The sequence below is a fragment of the Kitasatospora sp. NPDC059327 genome (genome assembly GCF_042752535.1).
Classification (GTDB): Bacteria; Actinomycetota; Actinomycetes; order Streptomycetales; family Streptomycetaceae; genus Kitasatospora.
The window spans coordinates 55,885-77,107 of sequence record NZ_JBHYYB010000017.1 but is presented as its reverse complement, the minus strand read 5'-3'; the positions used below and the strand labels follow the sequence as shown (position 1 = coordinate 77,107).

The window sequence follows — 21,223 nt, the reverse complement described above, 5'->3', positions numbered from 1 at the left end:
GGTCAGCCTGCCAGGAGGAGGCAGGCGTCCCAACGGGTGGGGGGCTCAGTGGTGGTCGCGGCAGTGTGGCGGACCAGGTCGATTCCGGCGGTGCCTTCGAGCAGGCCGGTCTCGGCGGGCCGACCGGCGCGGTGGAGGTGCTGGTCGAGGCGGGCGGCGAGCCGGGGCAGCTCGGTTGTCAGGCGCTCGTCGGTGGCATCGGCACCGGCCCGCCAGACGGTCAGCAGAAGTCCGGCCCAGCCGTGGCAGAGCGTCGCGTCGGAGAGGTCGAACAGCTGGGCTGGGTCCCGGACACAGGACAGCAGGGCGCCCTCGGCCAGCTTCTGGCGCTGGGTGTCGCCGAGAGCGAGACCTGCGAGCTGCTGGGCCCGGGCGAGGCCGGGGGTGCCGTAGCACCAGGACGGCCGCCGCGGGCGATCGTGGTGGCCGGCTTCGATGATCAACTCGGTGCGGGAGATCATCTCCGGCCACCAGGTGCTCGCACGGCTGCAGCCCCGCCAGCGGTCCAGCCAAGCGCAGATCAGCGTGATCGTCTCGCTCTGTCCGGCCACGGTGACGCCCCGTCTCATCGTGCTCGACAGAAGTGCCAGCGGACCAGCGATTCCGTGAGCGATGCCGAAGTTGCCGTGCCCGCCCGGCCAACGGGGAGAGGGCCTGTCGGACGGACCGTTGACGCACCACCAGCCGGGCAGCGGTTCACCGTGAACCGTGATGGGCTCGGTGAGGCGAACGAGATAGGCCAGCACTTCCCGCAACAACTCGGTGTCGCCGTGGCGTTCGAGCAGGTAGCTACCGATGCCGGTCAGTCCGCTGATCAGGTCCCACTCCCGCAGCTCGGCCAGCCGTCCGGCGTCGATGCGGGCGTGGGCGGCGGCCAGCCGAAGGCGGGTCAGGTCGGCGACGTGCTCATCGAGGGTGGACAAGGCCCGCTGGTAGGTCCCGGGCCCGGCCGCGTGAAGGGTGAAGGCGACGGCGGGGGCGCCCCGGAACAGACTGGCTCGGGCCGCGCTGGCGTTGACCGGCTCGGCGACGGTGGCGGAGGCCCAGCGGTGGGCAGTGGCCCAGTCGCCTTCGCCGGTTCGGGCGTACTCGATCTGGGCGAGGGCGAGGCCGGGGGCGCCGATGTCGAGGGCCTGGGCCCAGCCCGGCGCCGCCTTGGCCGGGGGCACCCGGCGTTCTGTGGTGGAGGCGGTCATCACGACTGTCCTTCCTGCCGAAAACGGGCGAGCTGACGGGCCAGGCGGCGGGCGGCCGCCTCGCCGTCCGGGTCGAGGCCGACCAACCGGTTGTGATGCATATGCAGCAGTGACTCCACGACGGAGGCGGTGTCCACGTCCTCGGGCAGCAACCGCCGGTAGGCGGCCAGGGCCCGCTTGCGGTCCTGCCGGGCCCGGGCCGGCTCGCCGGTCCAGCCAGGTAGGGTCGCCAGCGCGCCCGGCCGAGTGAGGGCGACGGCCCGGTCGGCGACCGCCCGATCCACCGGGGCCGGGCGGGCCGGGCGTTCGGCCAGCCAGGCGGTACCTTCGTTCACACCGAAGAACCCGTGGGCGATGTGCAGCATGCCGAGGGCGACAAGTGCCGTCGACGGGATCTGGGCGGCCGGGACGCTGCGGAGGGCAGCGGCGGCCAGCCGGGAGTCGGCGGCGAACACTGCCTCGGCGGCTTCCAACGCCCGGCCGGTACCGTAGCGGCCGATCTCTGGGGTGTAGGCGTCGAAGGAGACTCCTGCCGCGAGGCCGTCCTGCCGCAAGTGCTCGGCCCACTCGCCGACCTCCCGGGCGAACTCGGCCTGCTGCCCGGGGCCGGTGACTCGCAGCCGCAGCCGCAGATGGTCGCTCTCGCGCGGAGTGCGGTAGCGGACAAACCAGTGCACAGGGTTGCCGAGGTCGGACAGGAGCTTGGGCAGCCGGTCGGCGACGATCTCGGTCAGCAACTCGGGATGGGTAGGGATCTTCGCGTTCAGCCAGCGGACAGCGTCGGTGCCGGGCTGGTGGCCGTGGGTGCGGGTGGCCAGCCGGGGTGCCGGTCCGGTCAGCGGCGACGGGGCCTGGGGACCGGTGGTGGTCAGGGGTAGGGCAATCTCGTGGGCGTGCCCTTCGATCCAGCCGAGGCGGTCGGCGGCCGGTTCGGTGAGGGTGGCCCTGCCGCGCTTGGCCAGCTCGGCTGCCAGGATCGCGGCGTGGGCCGGGATTGTGAGGTCGAGCCGCAGGGTGCGGTCGTCCTCGCGCCAGTCCACTACCGCAGGGCAGTGCCAGCGGCTCCGCCAGGCATCAAGATCGGCCGCTTCGGCGGCCGTCAGCTGCCAGCGGGCCGGTACCAGGACGCACCGACCGTACCGGACCCGGGGCAGGAACGGCAGGCTCGCGGCGGCCGGACCCCAGTCGAAGCCGGTCCAGGCGGCGGCGAACGCTCGGGGCAGGTGCGCGAGGAACCGGGCCAGCGGCGGGGTCTGCTTGTCGAGCGCGACCGCGTGAAAGACCTGCGGCTCGACCACCCGCATCCGGGACATGCTGACCAGGAACAGGCGGTCGCGGGTCGCGGTGACCGCGAGGTCGTCCACCTCGATCACGTCGACCCGGTCAGCGGACCGGTGCTCGCCCAGGGAGATGACATACGGCAGGTAGGCCGGGATACGGGCCACGTTCTCCGCGTGTGCGTACAGGGTAGGGAAGGACAACTGAGCTGACAGGGCGCCCTCGACCATGGCGGGCACCGCCGCGTAAACCACGGCCAGGTCGGTGCCCGTGGCGGCCGGGCTGAACCGGGAGGTGAGCGTCCCGGCAGAACGTGCCGGGGAAACGGTCACGGTGAATTCGCCCCGGTCGAGCGCGTCGGTGCTGTCCGCGTGGACGCGGGCGGCCATCTCGACGTGCGGTACCACGAAGCGCGGGTCCGGGCTGCGGCCGTCGGTGATCGCGTCGATCATCTGGTCGGTGAGGACGATCTCCTGGCCGGTGCCCACCGCCTGCCAGGCCAGCGCGAGGAGCCGTTCGTCGCGGCGCGTCGGCACGGCCACCGGCTCGGGCAGGGTGCTGCCCGGGTACTGGGCGGGGAAGCCGAGCCCGGTGGCCGGATCGACCAGCTCGGTCAGCGGGACCAGCGTGCCGATGCTGTACCTCTCCCAGAAGGCGAGGTGGTAGTCCCGCCAGACCGCTTCGCCGGACGGCTGGCGGGTCAGCCGCAGCAGGGCTCCGGCCGCCCGCTCCAGTTCGGTGGCCACCGAGCCGGGTAACCGGATGTCGCAGTCGAGGACCAGGTCCAGGGCCAGCGGCGTCCGTCCGGCCCCGGACAGCTCACGCATCCGGGCCCGGACCGCCCGGCGGACCCCCGCGAGGCCACTACCGGGCTCGGCCCGGTTGTGGGCGTGCAGCTCGGCGTGGATCGTCTCCAGCTCGCGCACCAGCTCGGCGGTGACCGGCAGGGTGGCGGCCTTCGCGTCATGCAGCCGGTCGAGGAGGTGACCGAGCGGGTCGGTGACGGTCAGCGGGGCCCGCAGGGCAGTGATCAGGAACCGGCGGCCGACCAGCTCGGTCAGCATCGCAGTCACCTTCCCCGGCTCCTGGCCCACGGCGGCGGTCAGCCGCTCAGCCAGCACGGCGAAGGGCACCGGAACGGACGCGGTCTCCTGCACGAAGCGAATCGCGGCGGTGTGCCGGATACTGACCCGGTTCGGACCGCCGTACGGGACCTGCAGACGGCTGCCCCGCTCAGCGGCGAGGTTGTTGAACACCACGTCGAGGCGATCCAGCAGCGCGGGACAGGACTCCAGAGCGTCGATGATTCCGGCCAGCCACTCAGCGTCCACCCTGGCAATGGGCCGGTGCCCGCTGCCCCACCGGACCCGGGAACCGGACCCGAGCGAGGCGTGGGCAATGCCGGCGAACAGGCCGAAGGGGGTGGGGCGACCGGTGAACCGCAACAGGTAGCGGGCGGTGGAGACAGCCGCCCGGCAGACATGCTTGTCCAGGACGGCCCGGCCGGCCAAGAGGGCGTCGATCCGCTCCGCCAGGCCGTCGCTGGCTTCCCGGACCGCGTCGGCGAAACCGGGCCGCGACCAAACCTCGGCCAGCCAGCTCCGGCACTCGGCCGTGTCGCTCAGGTCCGGCCACCTGGCGGGTACGGCGGCCAGGGGTGCGGCGGCCGCGCGCAGGAGAGCGGCGCCGGACTGCTTGTAGGGGGTGTGCATCCGTTCCTCCGCCGATCGGGTCGTGTAGGGAATGAGGGGTCGTCACGCCCCTCGGAGAAGGAGCCGGCCGGGACCGGGAAGCGAGAGCTTCCCGGTCCCGGACTGAGCGCTGGTCAGACCGCGCTGGTGCACGCCGACGCGCAGGTGGAGCCGCAGCCGTCGGAGGTACCGCAGCCGTCAGCGAGGCTGTCGCTGCCGTCCTCGGTGGTGACCGTGACATCGAGGTCGAGAAGATCGGTGCCCTGCAGGGTGGGCAGGTTGAGCTGGTTCGGTGCCATCTCGGTTCCTTCACTGGTGACTGGTGCTGTCGCTTGCGGGCGGCAGTCGTTGCTACGTGCGCAACCGCGCCCAGGCGGGTTGGTACGGCACCCCGGGGCGGCATGGGCACCACCATGCCGCCCCGTCCAAGATCAGATACGCAAACCGCCAACGAGCCCGCAGCCCCACTGCGGATCGGTCTGGACCACATCGGGGCGGACCCGCCCTGATCAGCCATCGGGACCGCGAGTTACACCTTCGGCGGGCCGAAATCGGTGCGTAAGGTCGCGCCGCCCGCAGCCGCCAGAAGGGACCGGGTGTCGATCAGGTGCTCGCCCAGGCCCCTCGTGGCCGAGGTCCTGGCCGACCGCAGCTTGCGGTGCATGTCACCGACCCTCCGCAGGGTCTCGCGATGCTGGATTCGGGCGACCAGGTCGAGTGCGGCGTGCCCGTCCTGGCAGGCCGCGTCGATGTGGCCGGCTCCGGCGTGGGCCTCGGCGCGGGCGATGTGGGCGGTGCAACGGTGCCGCAGCATCTCCGGATCGAGCCGGTCGAGCGCCCGGTCGAGGGAGGGCAGGGCCTCGTCGTACCTGCCGAGCCGCAGCAGGTCACTTCCCTCGTAGGCCGATGCCTTGGACTCGTCGAACCAGGAGATGCCGCCCCAGCGTTCGTCGTCCATCGACCCGGACAGCACGGTACGGGACTCCTCCAGGGAGGAGCGGAAACCGTGCTCGTCGCCGGTGGAGGAGTACATCTCGGAGGCGACCGCGTGGGTCCAGGCCCGCATCCGTGCGGAGGCCCCGCGTTCGGCGGCGTCCACCGCGGCGAGCGCGTAGTCCAGGCCGCCGTCCGGGTCACCCCCGTAGGAGGTGCCGAAGGCACGGCCGCCCAGCAGCAGTGCGGTCAGCTCGGGGCTCTGGATCTCCTTGGCGACCTGGTAGCCGAGTTCGCCGTAGGCGTCGGCCCGTTCCCGGTCGCCGAGGTCGATGGAGAGCAGGATCGCGGCGAGCGCGGCCATCTCGGCCACGTGGGCCAGCAGCGAGTTCCGCACGGCCTCCGGCTGGTCCTTCGGCCGCAGCGAGATGACCAGCTCGATCTGGTGGTGCGCGACCGGCACCAGGCTGGACGCCGGAAAGCTCTTGTAGGAGCGCCGGTACGTGGCGCCGATCGACCTCAGCTCATCCACCACCGTCCGATCGACAGGCGCGCCTTGCCGCGCGGCCTGGGCCTGGGACTCCGGTGAGAGGCCGACGAACGCGGCAGTCAGGCCGGCGAGCGAACCGAGAGTGAGGGTACGTCGAAGCACAGTCCCAGAGCTTTCCGCATCGGGCGCCGTCGCGCGGGGCAAAGGCGCAGATGCCGCCTGTGATCTCCCTGACTGTGCTACCACAACGGCGTTCGGGTAGCGAATGTCGAACGCCAGAACATGGTCGACCGTCAACCCCAGAGTGAGAGCCAGCCGTTCCGCCAGGCCGACGCTGTCCAGCGCGATGACCCCACGCTCCACCTGACCGACCCACGACTCGGACCGCCCCACCCTCGCTCCAAGTTGCCTTTGCTGCAATCCCCGTCGCCGTCGCCCCTTCTCGATGCGCTGCCCGACGATCTTGTTGATCTCCATCACTGGACACACCCCGAAGCCCGTGATCAAACCGCTACAGACAGCAACCGTACTCCGGGGGTGCCCGTTGCCGGCGCGAACGGGCGCACTCCGGCCATCGGATCCGGCGGTGAATAGCGCCGGACCACCCCTGCGGATTCCTCCCGGAAGCCGCGCACGCTCGACTGCCCCACCGTGCCGAAGCACGACACCGCGCCGTGCCGGGGCGCCGCGGGCGAGTCGGCGTGGATCGGGTTCCGCCGGCAGGCCCCGCTGCGCCGGCGACGTCGCCCGTTCCCCGCCGATGCCGCGAGGGCGGGGGCGCGGTGTGCGCCCCCGCCCTCGCGGTGGTTCGGTGCCGCCGGGGTCAGCCCCCGGCGAGGATGGTGGTGATCGTCTCGGCCAGGCGGCCGAGGTGGGGCGGCTTCATGACGCCGAAGTGGTCACCGGGGATCCGGTGCAGGGCGACGTCGCCGGTGAGCTCCTGCCAACGGGCCAGGTACTCCCCGAAGTCCTGGCCGGAGGCCACCTCGTGCTCGCCGTCGGCGAGTTCGTCACTGGCGATCAGGTGCAGCCGCCCGCTGTAAACGTGGTGACGGTACGTCAGGCACATCTCCATGACCTCGCGCCACATCTTCGCGGACGGCAGCCAGACCTCGCCGGCACCGTGTTCCGGCAGCACGATCCCGACCTCGGGGTCGACGTCGTCCACCAGGTGTTCGAGCAGCGCCAGGGTCTCCTTCCGGAGCACGGAGGTGTCCTGCTCGGGCGGTGCGGCGGCCAGTTCGGTCAGCTTCGCCACGCAGCTCTCGATCAGCCGGTACTCCTTCCACAGCTCGGGCCGCTCGTGGTTGTCGAGCCCCGGGTCGAGCAGGAGGAAGGTGACCTCCTCGCCCTCGGCGGTCAGCCGGTGGGCCAGCTCGCTGGTGATGCCGCTGCCGCCGCACCAGCCGAACAGCCGGTACGGGCCGTGCGGCGCCGCGGCCCGCAGTTCGGCCAGGTAGCGCTCCGCCATCTGCTCGGTGGTGGGGACGGGGCCGCCGTGCTCGGCCTGGAGGCCGGGCCAGGCGAAGGCCGCGACCGGCTGGTCCGGGTCGAGGTGGGGCACCAGGGGGCGGTACCAGTGGGCGCTGCCGCCACCGGGGTGGACGAGGAACAGCGGGGGCCGGTCGCCCTCCCGGCGGAGCCAGAGCAGCGACTCCACCGGTTCGCCGGCCGCCGCCGCGTCGACGGCGGCGGCCAGTCCGGCGACGGTCGGGTCGGCGACGAAGGAGCGGACGGTCAGCTCGATGCCGTGCCGTTCGCGCAGCAGCGCGGTGATCCGCAGGATGGCCAGCGAGTGCCCGCCGAGCAGGTAGAAGTCGTCGTCGACGCCGACCTGTTCGATGCCGAGCACCTCGGCCCAGACCTCGGCGACGGCCCGCTCGGCGGGGGTGCGCGGGGCGGTGGAGGCGGTGGCCGGGGCCGGTCCGGTGGGCGCGGGCAGCGCCGCCCGGTCGATCTTCCCGTGGGCGGTGAGCGGGAGCGCGGGCAGTTCCACCCAGGCCCCGGGCACCAGGTAGTCGGGCACCCGCCGGCGGAGCTGCTCGCGCAGTACGGCGACGTCCAGCGGGCCGGTCCCGGGTTCGAGGACCACGTAGCCGACCAGGCGCTTGTGGCCGTCCGGTCCGGGGTGGACGGCGGCCGCGGCGGACCGGACCGGCGCGAGTCCGCCGATCATGGCCTCCACCTCGGCGAGCTCCACCCGGTGGCCGCGGATCTTGACCTGGTTGTCGCGCCGGCCGACGAAGGACAGCGTCCCGTCGGGGTCGCGGCGCACGATGTCCCCGGTGCGGTAGAAGCGGGCCCCGGGGTCGGTGCCGGACGGGTCCGGCACGAAGCGGTCCGCGGTGAGGTCGGGGCGGCCCAGGTAGCCGCGGGCGAGGCCGGCGCCGCCGACCAGCAGTTCGCCGGCCACGCCGAACGGCACCGGGTCGAGGTCGTCGTCGACCACCAGGACGCGGGTGTCGGTGATCGGCACGCCGATCGGCACCCCGCGGTCGGCGTCCGCCTCGGTGACCCCGCGCAGCGCCGTGCTGAAGGTGGTGCACTCGGTGGGGCCGTACCCGTTGGTGAGCGCCACGCCGTGCCCGAGGGCGGTCCGCACGTGCGCGGGCGAGAGCGCGTCACCGCCGGCGAGCACCTGCCGGACCTCGGCCAGGGCCTCCGGTTCGGTCTCCACCATGTGCTGGAAGAGACCGGCGGTGAGCCAGAGCAGGGTCACCCGGTGCCGGCGGATCACCTCGGCCAGTTCGGCGGCGGTGGTCGCCCCGGGCGGGCAGACGGCGAGCCGGGCGCCGTTGCCCAGCGCGCCCCACACCTCCAGGGTGGAGGCGTCGAAGGCGAGCGGCGCGTGCAGCAGGAGCGCCTGGTCGGGGTCGAGGTCGGCGTAGTTGGGGTCGTGCACCAGCCGGACCACGGCCCGGTGGGTGACCTGGACGCCCTTGGGCCGGCCGGTGGAGCCGGAGGTGTAGGTGACGTAGGCCAGGTTGTCGGGGTGGGTGCCCGCCTCGACCGGGGTCTCGGGGAGGACGGCGAGCCCGGACCACCGCGCGTCCAGGGGGACGCAGCGCAGGTCGGCGATCCGCGCGAAGCGTTCGGTGTCCCGCGGGTGGCAGATCACCACCTCGGCGCGGACGTCGTCCAGGACGTAGCCGATCCGCGCGTCCGGGTAGGCGGGGTCGAGCGGGACGTAGTAGCCGCCCGCCTTGAGGACGCCGAGCATGGCCAGCACCGCTTCGATGCCGCGGTCCAGGCAGATCGCGACCGGTGTCTCGGGCCCGACGCCGAGGCCGCGCAGCAGGTGGGCCAGCTGGTTGCTGGCGGTGTCCACCTCCCGGTAGGTCAGCCGTCGCTCCGCGTCCTCCAGGGCGATCGCCCGGGGGTCGGCGCGGGTGGCGATCAGTTCGGGCACGCAGACCTCGGGCAGCGGGCGGGTGGCGGGGGCCTCGGCGGTCAGCCGGTCCAGGGCGGGGGCCCGGAAGGCCTGCGGGTCCGCCTCGGCGTCGTCGGCCATCGCGGTGAGCACGGCGAGGAAGGTCTCGCCGATCGCCGCCAGCCGCTCGCGGCCGACCCAGCCGGGGCGGCAGGTCATCCGCAGCTCGCCGGGGAAGGTCCAGACGTCGAAGGTGAACTCGTTCGGGCTGTGGTCGGTGACGGTGCCGATCTCCGTACGGTGCTCGTCGAGGACGTGGAAGTCCAGGTAGGCGAAGACCACCTCGACCAGCGGCTCCCCGCCGCCCCATTCGCGCTGCATCGCGGGCAGCGGGTAGCGGCGGTGCGGCCACAGGGCGAGCTCCTCGGCGAACACCGAGCGCACCAGCTCGCGCCAGCTCGGCGCCCGCAGGTCGACGGCGAAGGGCACGGTGTTGAGGTACATGCCCCGCACCCGGTCGCCGCCCGGCAGCTCGGGCCGGCCGTTGGTCACCGCGCCGGCGAAGAACCGGCGCTGGCCGCTGAGCAGGCCGAGCACCTTGAGGTGGGCGGTGTAGAGGACGGTCTTGAGCGAGCTCTGGGTGTCGGCGGCGAGCCGGCGCAGCCTCGGCTCCAGCCCGGCCCAGGGCAGCCGGACCTCGGTGGCGGGCAGGTGCGCCTCGGCCGGGGCGCTGTCGGCGGGCAGCCGGAGCCGGTCGCGGCCGGTGATCCGCCCGCGCCAGAACTCGCGGTCGGCCGGGGAGGCCAGGGCCTGCTTCTCCAGCTGGATGAAGTCGGCGTAGCGGACCTCCGGCGGCGCCGCGGCGGGGGCGCCGGTGCCGGCGGCCAGCTCGCGGTAGACGGCCCGCAGCTCGCCGATGACGGAGTGGTGGCTCCAGCCGTCCAGGATGGCGTGGCACTCGACGTGGGTGAGCAGCCACTCCCGGTCGCCGACCAGATGGGCGTGGTAGCGCAGCAGCGGGGCGCGCCCGATGTCGAACGGGGTGCGCTGGGCCTCGGCACGGAAGCGCCGGACGACCGCCTGCTGCTCCTCGGCCGGCAGGCCGCGCAGGTCGTCCACGCCGATCTCCAGGTGGAGGCGGTCGGCGGCGTGCACGAGTTGGAGCGGTTCGGAGTACCCGGAGAGGTCGAAGGAGGTGCGCAGGATCTCGTGCCGCTCCAGCAGCAGGCGGACCGCGCCGTTCAGCGCCTCGGCGGAGAACGGGCCGTCGTCGACGATCTGGAAGGTGCTGACGTTCTGGTAGGTGTTGCGCTCGGGGTCGGCCAGCAGCTCGTAGACCATGCCGACCTGGACCTGGCCCATCGGGTAGGCGTCGACCAGGCCCTCGGGGAGGCGGGCGCGGTCGCCCGGGGCGAGCAGCTCGAACCGGCCGACCAGGGCGGTCTCCACCGGTGCGGCGGCCGGCCGGCCGGCGGCCAGCGGGGCCAGCTCGGCGACGGTCTGCCGGGCGAAGACGTCCTGGACGGAGAGGGCCAGCCCCTGGTCGCGCAGCGCGCCGACGGCCCGGATGGCGCGCATCGAGTCGCCGCCGAGCTGGAAGAAGCCGTCGTGCACGCCGACCTCGTCGACGCCGAGGGCGGCGGCGAAGGCGTCCGCGAGGGTCTGTTCGATCGCGTCGCGCGGGGCGACGAACGCGCCGACCAGCTCGGAGCGGGTCCGGTCGGGTGCCGGCAGCGCCTTGCGGTCGGTCTTGCCGCTGGGGGTCAGCGGCAGGGTCTCCAGGGTCGTCCAGTGCACCGGCCGCATGTGCTCCGGCAGCCGCCCGCGCAGGTGCTCGCGGGCCGCCTCGACGTCGGCCGCGGCCGGCACCAGGTAGCCGACGAGCTGTTCGTCGTGGACGGCGACGGCCGCGGCCGTGACGCCGGGGGCCTGGGCCAGCACCGCCTCGATCTCGCCGAGTTCGACCCGCTGGCCGCGGATCTTCACCTGGTGGTCGAGCCGGCCGAGGTACTCGATCTCGCCGTCCGCCCGGTAGCGGGCGAGGTCGCCGGTGCGGTAGAGCCGCCCGCCGGGGGCGGCGGCGAAGGGGTCGGGCACGAAGCGGTCGGCGGTGAGCCCGGGGCGACCGAGGTAGCCGCGGGCCAACTGGACGCCGCCGAGCAGGAGTTCGCCGGGCACCCCGATCGGCAGCGGGCGCAGCGCGGCGTCCAGGACGTAGGCGCGGGTGTTGGCGATCGGACGGCCGATGGTGACGGGTCGGCCGGGCTCGCAGCGGACCGCGGTGACGTCGACCGCGGCCTCGGTCGGTCCGTACAGGTTGTGCAGCTCGCAGCCGATCCGCTCGTGGACGGCGGTGACCAGGTCGCCGGGCAGGGCCTCGCCGCTGCACACCATGCGGCGCACCGAGGGCAGCGGCCGCAGCGGCTCGGCGAGGAAGGCCCGCAGCATCGACGGGACGAAGTGCAGGGTGGTGATCGCCTCGTCGTCGATCAGGTCGGCGAGGTAGGCGGGGTCGCGGTGGCCGCCGGGGCGGGCCATCACCAGGGTGGCGCCGGTGATCAGCGGCCAGAAGAACTCCCACACCGAGACGTCGAAGCTGTACGGGGTCTTCTGCAGCACCCGGTCGGTGGCGTCGAGTCCGTAGGCCTCCTGCATCCAGTGCAGCCGGTTGACGATGGCCCGGTGCTCGACCAGGACGCCCTTGGGGCGGCCGGTCGAGCCGGAGGTGTAGATCAGGTAGGCCGGGTGTTCGGGGGCCGCCGCGAAGACCGGGTCGTGGCTCCAGCCGCCGGGCAGTTCGGCGGTGATGTCCACCAGGTGCGGGGTGTGGCCGGAGACCAGGGGGGTGAGCCCGGGGTCGGTGACCACGGCGCGGGCGCCGGAGTCGGCCAGCATGAAGGCGAGCCGGTCCGCCGGGTAGTCCGGGTCGAGCGGCAGGTACGCGCCGCCGGCCTTGAGCACCGCGAGCAGCGCCACCACGAGGTCGGCGCCGCGGTGCAGGCAGACGCCGACCACGGACTCCGGGCCGACGCCGAGGGTGCGCAGGTGGTGGGCGAGCAGGTTGGCCCGGACGTCGAGCTCGCGGTAGGTGAGGTCGGCGCCCTCGAACCGCACCGCGGCCGCGTTCGGGGTCCGGGCGGCCTGGGCCTCGAACAGCAGCGGCAGGGTGCCGGTGGGGTAGTCGCGGCCGGTGGCGTTCCAGGTGAGGAGCTGGCGCTCGCGCTCCTCCCGGGGGAGGATCTCCAGCTCGTCGAGCGGGGCGTCGGGCGTGCTGACGGCGCTCTCCAGCAGGCGGGCGAACTGGGCGGCGAACCGCTCGGCGGTCGCCCGGTCGAACAGCGCGGTGGCGTAGTTGACGCTGCCCGCGAGCGAGCCGTCCGGCTGTTCGGCCAGGCCCACGGTGAGGTCGAACTTGGCGGTGCTCTCGCCGACCGGCAGCCGCTCCGACGTCAGGCCGCCCATGGCGGCGGGCGCCGGGGCGCCGGCCGCGTCCTGCCACAGCAGCATCGAGGAGAAGAGCGGGGTGCGGGCCGGGTCGCGCTCGGGCGCCAGCTCCTCGACCAGCCGCTCGAAGGGCACCTCCTGGTGCCCGTAGGCGTCCAGGGCGCTCTCCCGGACCTGCCGCAGCAGCTCGGCGAAGGTGGGCCGGCCGGTGAGGTCGACCCGGAGCACCAGGGTGTTGAGGAAGAGGCCGACGAGGTCCTGCACCTCGGCGCGGTCGCGCCCGGCCACCGGGGAGCCGACGGCGATGTCGCGCTGCCCGCTCCAGCGGCCGAGCAGGACGGCGTGGGCGGCCAGCAGGGCCATGAACGGGGTCGCGCCCTGTTCCCGGGCGAGCGCCGTCAGCCGCCCGGCGGTGTCGGCCGGGACGGCCAGCGGCACCAGGGCGCCGGCCGCGTCGCGCACCGGCGGGCGGGGCCGGTCGGTGGGCAGTTCCAGCGGCGCCAGTCCGGCGAGCCGCTCGGTCCAGTGGTCGAGCCGGCGCCGCAGGGCCCCGTCGGAGAGGCGCTCGCGCTGCCAGACCGCGTAGTCGGCGTACTGCACCGCGAGTTCCGGGGTGCGGGCCGGGCGCCCGGCGACGGCGTCGTCGTAGCGCTCGGCGAGTTCGCGCACCAGCAGGTCCTCGGACCAGCCGTCGCAGGCGATGTGGTGCACGGTCAGCAGCAGGACGTGCTCCCGCGGGGTGAGCCGGGCGAGCACGACGGAGAACACCGGGCCCTCGGCGAGGTCCACCGGGCGGCGCGCGCCGGTGGCCAGGTCGGCCAGCCGGGCGGTCGCGGTCGCGCGGTCCAGGGCGGTCAGGTCCTCCTCGGCGAGCGGGACGCGCCCCGGCGCCTCGATGACCTGGACGGGTTCGCCGTCCACCACCGGGTACCTGGTCCGCAGGACTTCGTGCCGGTGCTGGATGCCGTCCAGCGCGGTGTGCAGCGCGGCGCGGTCGAGCGGGCCGCGCAGCCGCAGCGAGGCCGTCACCAGGTACTCGGTGCTGCCGGGCTGGAGCCGGTCGAGGATCCAGAGCCGGCGCTGGGCGAAGGAGAGCGGAAGCGGGCCGCCGCGGGGTGCCCGGCCGATGCCCTCGGCCGGGGCGGCGGCCCGGCCGGCGAGGCGCCGGCGGAGCAGCTCCTGCCGGAGCTGGGCGCGGTCCTTGGTGTCGGTCATCGGTGCCCCTCCTCGGCGAGCAGGCCCGCCACTTCCTCGTCGGTGAGCGCGGTGATCTCGGCCTCGACGGCGTCGGTCACCGCCTCGGTGAGCCGGGCCACCGTGGTGGCTTCGAACAGCAGGCGCAGCGGCAGCTCGACGGCGAACGCCTCGCGGAGCCGGGCCAGGACCCGGGTGGCGAGCAGCGAGTGCCCGCCCAGGGCGAAGAAGTCGTCCTGGACGCCGATCCGCTCCACGCCCAGCACCTCGCTCCAGATCGCGGCGACCGCCTCCTCGGCGGGGTCGCGCGGGGCCAGGTGCTCGCGGGCGCCGCCGGCCAGGGCGGCGGAGGCGTCGGGCAGGGCCTTGCGGTCGACCTTCTTGCTGGCGGTCAGCGGGAGCACGTCGAGCGGCACCCAGAGCGCGGGGATCATGTACTCGGGGAGCAGCGCCCGCAGGTGGCCGCGGAGTTCGGCGACGTCGGGCATCGGGCTGCCGGGCCGGGCCACCAGGTAGGCGGCCAGCCGGCGTTCGCCCGGGGCGGTCTCCGGCGCGGTCACCACCGCCTCCTGGAGGGCGGGGTGGCGAGCCAGGGCCGCCTCGATCTCGCCGAGTTCGATGCGCAGGCCGCGGACCTTGACCTGCTGGTCGATCCGGCCGAGGAACTCGATGGTGCCGTCCGGCCGGTGACGGGCGAGGTCGCCGGTCCGGTACAGGCGCCGGCCGGGCTCCTCGGCGAAGGGGTCGGGCACGAAGCGCTCGGCGGTCAGCTCCGGGCGCCGGTGGTAGCCGCGCGCCAGCCGGACGCCGCCCAGGTACAGCTCCCCGGGCACCCCCACCGGCACGGGCCGCTGGTCGGCGTCCAGGATGTGGGCGCGGGTGCCGGGGACGGGCCGTCCGAGCGGCAGGGCCGAGGCCTCGTCCCCCTCGGCCGGCACCTCGGAGACCGGGTGCAGCAGGCAGGTGACGGTGGCCTCGGTCGGGCCGTAGTTGCACAGGAAGCGGGCGGGCAGGCCGGTCCGCGCCCAGCGCCGGGCGTCGAGGCCGGTGACCACGTCGCTGCCGACGTTCATCAGCTTCAGCCCGCTCAGCAGGGGCAGGTCGGGGGACTCCAGGACGGCCCGGTAGTAGGAGGGGGTGATCTCGACGATGGTGACGCCGTGCTCGGCGAGCTTGGCGGGCAGCTCGGCCGGGGTCCAGAACACCGGGTCGGCCACCACGACGGTGGCGCCCGCGACCAGGGTCGCCGCGATCTGGTCCATCGCCACGTCGAAGGTGAGCGCGGAGAGCAGCACCACCCGCTCGCCGGGCGCGATGCCGTACTGGTCGGCGATCACCCGGCAGTGGTGGGCGTACGAGCGGTGCTCGATCATCACGCCCTTGGGGCGGCCGGTCGAGCCGGAGGTGTAGATGACGTAGGCGAGGTTCTCCGGGTGGATCCGGACGGGCGCCGGCGCGGTCGCGGCCTCGGCCGTGAGATCGGCCGGGGCATCGGTCGCGGCGCCGGTCGGGGCGTCCACCCCGGCGCCGGTCGGGGCGCCGGTCGGGGCGTCCACCCCGGCGTCGGTCGCCGCGTCGGTCCCGTCGGCGAGCACCACGCGATAGGGCCCGGTCACCCGCTCGGCGAACGCGCCGGTGGTGACCACCAGCTCCGGGCCGGCGTCGGCGAGCATGAAGTCCAGCCGCTCGGCCGGGTGCTGCGGGTCGAACGGCACGTACAGGCCGCCGGACTTGAGCACCCCGAGCAGCACCACCACCGCCTCGACGCTCCGCTCCAGCAGCGAGCCGACGACGGTCTCCGCGGTGACCCCGAGGGAGCGCAGCCGGGCGGCGAACCGGTCGGCCCGCGCGTCGAGTTCGGCGTAGCTCAGCCGCTGCTCGCCGAAGACCACGGCGATCGCGTCCGGGGTGCGCCGGGCCTGCCGGGCGAAGAGCTCCGGCACGGTGAGCCCGTGCTCCGCGACCGGGTCGAGCGCGGCGGTCCGGTCGCCCGCCGGGTCGGCCCAGCGGGTGAGGGCGGTGTGCCGCTCGGCGTCGGTGAGCATGCCGAGGTCGCCGATCCGCGCGCCGGGGGCGGCGGTGACGCTGCCGATCAGGGTCAGGTAGTGGCCCGCCATCCGTTCGACGGTGGCCCGGTCGAAGAGCGCGGTGGCGTACTCGAACCAGCAGTACATCCGGCCGCCGCGCTCCTTGACGGTCACGGTGAGGTCGAACTTGGCGATCTCCAGGCCGGCCCGGACGGGCTCCACGGCGGCCGCGCCGAGCCGGGCGGGGACGCCCGCCAGGTGCTGGTGCTCGAACATGACCTGGAACAGCGGATTGCGGGAGAGGTCCCGTTCCGGCCGCAGCGCGTCTACCAGGTGCTCGAACGGCACGTCCTGGTGGGCGAAGGCGTCGAGCACCGAACCGCGGACGTGGTCCAGCAGGTCGGTGAAGGCCGGGTTGCCGCCCAGGTCGTTGCGGATCACCAGGTTGTTGGTGAAGAACCCGACCAGCTCCTCGGTCTCCTGGCGGGTCCGCCCGGCGACCGGGGTGCCCACCGCGAGGTCGTCGAGACCGGTGTAGCGCCGCAGCATCACCTGGAACACCGCGAGCAGCACCATGAACGGGGTGGCGCCGTGCCGGCCGGCCAGTTCGGTGACCGCCCGGCCGACCTCCGGCGCGACCTCCACGACCACGTTGCCGCCGCGGGAGTCGCGGACCGCGGCGCGGACCCGGTCGGTGGGCAGCTCGACGGGCGTCAGACCGCCCAGGCGGTCCCGCCAGTAGGCGAGTTGGTGATCCAGCCGGCCGGCGTCCTGCTGCTCGCGCTGCCAGTGGGCGAAGTCCGCGTACTGGACCGGCTCGGGGGCCGGCAGGGCCGGCGCGTCCTCGGTGAGGGAGCGGTAGGCGAGGTCCAGTTCGCGCAGGTAGACGTTGGTCGACCAGGCGTCGAAGGCGATGTGGTGCAGGGTCAGGACGAGCAGGTGGTCCTCGGGGGCGGTGCGGATCAGGGTGACCCGCAGCGGGTGGCCCTGGGCCAGGTCGAACGGCGAGCGGGCCAGCTCGTCGACCAGGGCGCGGGCCCGCGCCTCGGCGTCGGCACCGTCCACCGAGCCGGTCAGGTCGGTCAGGTCGGTCAGGTCGGTCAGGTCGGTCAGGTCGGTCAGGTCGGTCAGGGTGAAGTCGACCGGGCCGGCAGGGTCGATGACCTGGACGGGATCGCCGCCCTCGTCCCGGTACCGGGTGCGCAACACCTCGTGCCGGGCGGAGAGCGCGTCCAACGCACCGCGCAGCGCCCCGGTGTCGAGCGGACCGGTCAGCCGCAGCGCCAGCGGGACGACGTACTCGTGGCTCCCCGGCTCCAGTTGGTCGAGGAACCACATCCGCTGCTGGCCGAAGGAGAGCGGCAGCGGGCGGTCGCGGCCCACCGGGCGGACGGCGTCCTCGGCACCGCGCGGCGCGGTGTCGGCGACGCCGGCGATCCGGGCGGCCAGCCCGGCGACCGTCGGCGCGTGGAACAGCTCACCGACGGTCAGCTCGATGCCGAAGGCGCGGCGCAGCCGCAGCACCAGCTTGATCGCGAGCAGCGAGTACCCACCGAGCAGGAAGAAGTCGTCCTGCGCGCCGACCCGTTCGACGTCCAGCACCTCGGCCATCAGCGCGGCGACGGTCCGCTCGGCGTCGGTGCGCGGCGCCTCCCAGGCCGTCCCGGCCGGCCGCTCCGCCTCGGCGGCGACGTCGGGCAGCCGGCGGCGGTCCACCTTGCCGTTGGGCGTGAGCGGCAGTTCGTCGAGCGTGACGACGGCGGACGGCACCATGGCCTCCGGCAGTCCGGCCGCCAGGTGGGCGCGGAGCGCCTCCGGTTCGGTCCGGGTCCCGGCGGCGGCCACCACGTAGGCGGTCAGCCGGGTGTCGCCGGTGCCGGAGCGCTGGGCGACGACCACGGCGGCGGCCACCGAGGGGTGGGTCGCCAGCAGGGCCTCGATCTCACCGGGCTCGATCCGCACGCCGCCGATCTTGACCTGGTCGTCGACGCGTCCGACGTACTCCAGCGCGCCGTCCGCGCGGCGGCGCACCAGGTCTCCGGTGCGGTAGCGGCGGGCACCGGGGACGGCGGCGAAGGGATCGGGGACGAACCGGTCGGCGGTGAGGTCGCCGCGGCCGGCGTAGCCGCGGGCGAGCCCGATGCCGCCGACGCACAGCTCGCCGACCACGCCGACGGGCACCAGCCGGTCCTCGGCGTCCACCACGTAGGCGCGCACATTGGGCAGCGGCAGGCCGATCGGCACCTGCTCCCCGGACTCGGCCGGGTCGTAGGGCCAGGCGGTGGAGTCGATGGCGCACTCGGTCGGGCCGTAGGTGTTGACCACCTCGACGTCGACGATCCGGCGCAGCCGGGCGCAGAGGTCGGCGGGCAGCGGCTCGCCCGCCGAGCAGACCACGCGCAGCGCGTCGCAGTCGGCCAGCGCCGGCTCGTCCAGCAGCAGGCGCAACATCGAGGGCACGCCCTGGAGCACGGTGACCTGGTGCTCGGCGACGGCGCGGGCCATCACCGCCGGGTCGCGGTGGGCGTCCCGCGGGCCGGTCACCACGGTGGCCCCGCAGACCAGCGGGGAGAGGAACTCCCACACGGCGGCGTCGAAGCCGATGGTGGTCTTCTGCAGCACCCGGTCCCCGGGGCCCAGGCCGTAGCGCTCCACCGACCAGAGCACCCGGTTGCGGATCGCGGCCTCCGGGACGACCACGCCCTTGGGCAGGCCGGTGGAGCCGGAGGTGTACATCACGTAGGCGGCCTCGGTGCCGGCCGCGCCGACGGGGTCGAGGCCCGGGGCCTCACCGCGGCCGTCGGCGGCGTCCAGCACGAGCGTGTTCGGGTGCTCGGGCACCTGTCCGAGCAGGGCGTTCTCGGTCACCAGCAGGCTCACCCCGGCGTCGGCGACCAGGTGGGCCAGCCGGTCGGCCGGCTGCTCCGGGGCCAGCGGGACGTAGACCCCGCCCGCGGTCAGCACCGCGAGGAGGGTGGTGACCAGGTCGGTGCCGCGGTGCAGCGCGACGCCGACGGCGCTCTCCCGGCCGACGCCGCGCGAGCGCAGCCGGCCGGCGAGCCGGCGGACCCGGTCGGCCAGGTCGGCGTAGTCGGTCTCCCGCGCGCCGGACACCACGGCGACCGCGTCCGGGGTGGCCAGCGCCTGGGCGAAGAACAGTTCGGCCAGCGACTGCCCCGGGCGCTCGGTCTCGGTGCGGTTCCAGCGGGCCAGGGCCGCCAGCTCCGCGTCGGGCACGGTCTCCAGCGCGTACGCGGGGGCGGCCGGACGGTCGGCGATCCCCGCGAGCAGCCGCAGTAGGCTCGCCGCCATCCGCTCGACGCGGGCCCGGTCGAACAGCGCGGTGGGGTAGATGAGCTTGGCCGCGAACGAGCCGTCGGGGAGTTCGGACAGGTGCAGCGAGAGGTCGAAGGCGGAGTGCTCGGTGGCCGTCCCGACCTTGGTGACGTCCAGTCCGGGCAGCCGCAGCGGGCGGCGTTCGGCGTTGTGCAGCGCGAACCCGACCTGGAACACCGGGTTGCGGGAGAGGTCCCGCTCGGGGGCGAGGTCGGCCACCACCCAGCCGAACGGCACGTCCTGGTGCTCGTAGGCGTCCAGGGTGGTCTCGCGGACCCGTGCCAGCAGGTCGAGGAAGGACCCGCGGCCGGAAAGGTCGGTCCGCAGCACCACGGTGTTGAGGAACATGCCGACCAGCGGCTCCAGGGCGACTTCGTTGCGGTCGGAGACCGACACGCCGACCGCCACGTCGGGCCGGCCGGACCAGCGCGCGAGCAGCAGTTGGAACGCGGCCAGGTGCACCATGAACGGGGTCGCGCCGCCCTCCTGGCCGAGCGCGGCCAGCCGTCGCGCCAGCTCCGCCGGCACGGTGAACGGGACGCTGTCGCCGGCCGGGTCCCAGCGGGCCGGGCGCCGGCGGTCGGTGGGCAGCTCCAGCGGTTCCAGCCCCGCCAGCCGCTCCCGCCAGTAGCCGCGCCGCCGCTCCTCGCGCTCGGGGTCGGCGGCCCAGGTGTCGCGCTGCCACTGCGCGAAGTCGGCGTACTGCACCGGGACCGGCTCCAGCGGCGACGGCTCGCCGGTCGCGAAGGCGGTGCAGAGCTCGTGCAGCTCGCGCGCCAGCAGGCCCCAGGACCAGCCGTCGAAGGCGATGTGGTGGACCGTCACCAGCAGGACGGACTCCTCCTCGGCGAGCCGGGCCAGCGTCAGCCGCCAGGGCGCCCGGGTGCGCAGGTCGATCGGGGTGCGCAGCTCGGTGGCGTGCAGCTCGGCCAGCCGCGCCTCGCGGTCGGCCTCCGCCAGGCCGGTCAGGTCGACCGGGGCGAGCGGCACGGGGCCGGGCTCGTCGACGTACTGCACCCCGGTGCCGGCCTCGGTGCCGTAGCGCGTGCGCAGCACCTCGTGCCGCGCCGCGATCTCGCCGAACGCCGCCTCCAGGACCGGCAGGTCGAGCGGGCCGCGGATCCGGAACGCCTCGCACATCAGGTACTCGGTGGAGGCGCCGGAGCGGAGCTGATCAAGGAACCAGAGCTGTTCCTGGGCGAACGAGAGCGGCAGGCCGCTGTCACCGGTGGGCATCGGAGGTCTCCAGGCGCGAGTCGGGGTTCACGACGGCCGAGTGCGGCTCGGCCATGGCCACGGCGATCCGGCGCGGGCCGGTGAAGGGCTCGCGGGCGTGCGCCGACAGCATGTTGTCCACGAGCAGGACGTCGTCCCGCTGCCAGTCGAAGCGCCGCCACTCGGCGCGGTAGCAGGCGCGCAGGTGCGCCACGATGTCGTCCGGGACCGGCCGGCCGTCGCCGTAGTAGGTGTTGGTCGGCAGCTGCTCGTCGTCGTACATCTCCCGCAGCGCGGCGCTCACCTCCTCGCCCAGCGTGGTCACGTGGAAGAAGGTCAGGTGGTTGAACCACACCGTCTCCCCGGTCACCGGGTGGCGGTGGACCGCCGCGCGGCGGGCGCGAGTGCGCAGGCCGTCCGCGGTCCACTCGGTGGCGACGCCGTTGCGCGCGCAGTAGGCGTCCACCTCGGCGCGGTCGGAGGTGTTGAAGGCCTGCTGCCACGGCACGCCGAAGCCGTCCGAGAAGTTGCGCACCACCATCCAGCCGCGGGCGGCGAACTCCTCCCGGACGGCGGGGTCGATCGCCCGGTAGACCCGGCGGGTGTCGGCGAGCGGGGTGGCGCCGAGCGTCTCCGGCGGCTCGACGCAGTGGAAGAAGAGGGTCAGCGGCCAGTCCGCCTGGTAGGAGTTCTCGTTGTGGAGGAAGATCTCCTCGTTCGGCGGGTAGTCGGTCGAGGTGTACACCTGCCCCTTGATGGTGCTGCGCGGCGAGGACCGCTCGGCGTAGGCGAGGGGGGAGCCGGACACCGCCCGCACCGCCGCCTCGAACCCGTCCACGCCGCCGACGTCGAACCCGCGCAGCAGGACCGCGCCGTGTTCGAGCAGCCGGCCGCGGACGAACGGTCGGGCGGCCGAGAGGTACGCGGCCAGGGGCGTGCCGGGAGTGTCGGCCGGCACGGTCAGGGGGAGGACGGAGCCCGCGCCGTTCGCCCGGGCTCGGTCCGCCGGCACGGGCCGGATGGAGGGGTTCGCAGTCATGCGCCTCAGC

General features: G+C 74.3%; 7 protein-coding genes and 1 pseudogene. All 8 read right to left on the bottom strand.

Translation table 11 applies throughout. The features are described 5' to 3' along the window. Positions 1–2: 2 nt before the first annotated feature. Positions 3–1,196, bottom strand: a complete 1,194-nt coding sequence (locus ACFXHB_RS13440) for a lanthionine synthetase C family protein (protein WP_380574196.1) — start codon at positions 1,194–1,196, stop codon at positions 3–5. Then, positions 1,196–4,186, bottom strand: a complete 2,991-nt coding sequence (locus ACFXHB_RS13435; protein ID WP_380574195.1) for a lantibiotic dehydratase — start codon at positions 4,184–4,186, stop codon at positions 1,196–1,198. Before ACFXHB_RS13435 ends, ACFXHB_RS13440 begins: the two co-directional genes overlap by 1 nt. 113 nt (positions 4,187–4,299) lie before the next feature. After that, the gene (locus ACFXHB_RS13430; RefSeq protein WP_380574193.1) at positions 4,300–4,464 is read right to left on the bottom strand and encodes an FxLD family lanthipeptide; all 165 of its coding nucleotides are present in this window, start codon (positions 4,462–4,464) and stop codon (positions 4,300–4,302) included. 230 nt (positions 4,465–4,694) lie between these two features. Then, complete coding sequence (locus tag ACFXHB_RS13425; RefSeq protein ID WP_380574241.1) at positions 4,695–5,633, bottom strand: hypothetical protein; 939 nt, start codon at positions 5,631–5,633, stop codon at positions 4,695–4,697. A gap of 246 nt (positions 5,634–5,879) precedes the next feature. After that, positions 5,880–6,065, bottom strand: a pseudogene (locus ACFXHB_RS13420) (helix-turn-helix domain-containing protein); the annotation flags it as partial. Positions 6,066–6,411: 346 nt separating this feature from the next. After that, on the bottom strand, positions 6,412–13,617 hold the full coding sequence (locus ACFXHB_RS13415; protein WP_380574191.1) for an amino acid adenylation domain-containing protein: 7,206 nt from the start codon (positions 13,615–13,617) through the stop codon (positions 6,412–6,414). Continuing rightward, the gene (locus ACFXHB_RS13410; protein ID WP_380574190.1) at positions 13,614–20,195 is read right to left on the bottom strand and encodes an amino acid adenylation domain-containing protein; all 6,582 of its coding nucleotides are present in this window, start codon (positions 20,193–20,195) and stop codon (positions 13,614–13,616) included. The genes ACFXHB_RS13415 and ACFXHB_RS13410 overlap by 4 nt, the downstream gene beginning before the upstream one ends. Next, entirely contained in the window at positions 20,182–21,213 is a 1,032-nt protein-coding gene (locus tag ACFXHB_RS13405) for a TauD/TfdA family dioxygenase (RefSeq protein ID WP_380574189.1), read from the bottom strand. Before ACFXHB_RS13405 ends, ACFXHB_RS13410 begins: the two co-directional genes overlap by 14 nt. Positions 21,214–21,223 lie beyond the last annotated feature (10 nt).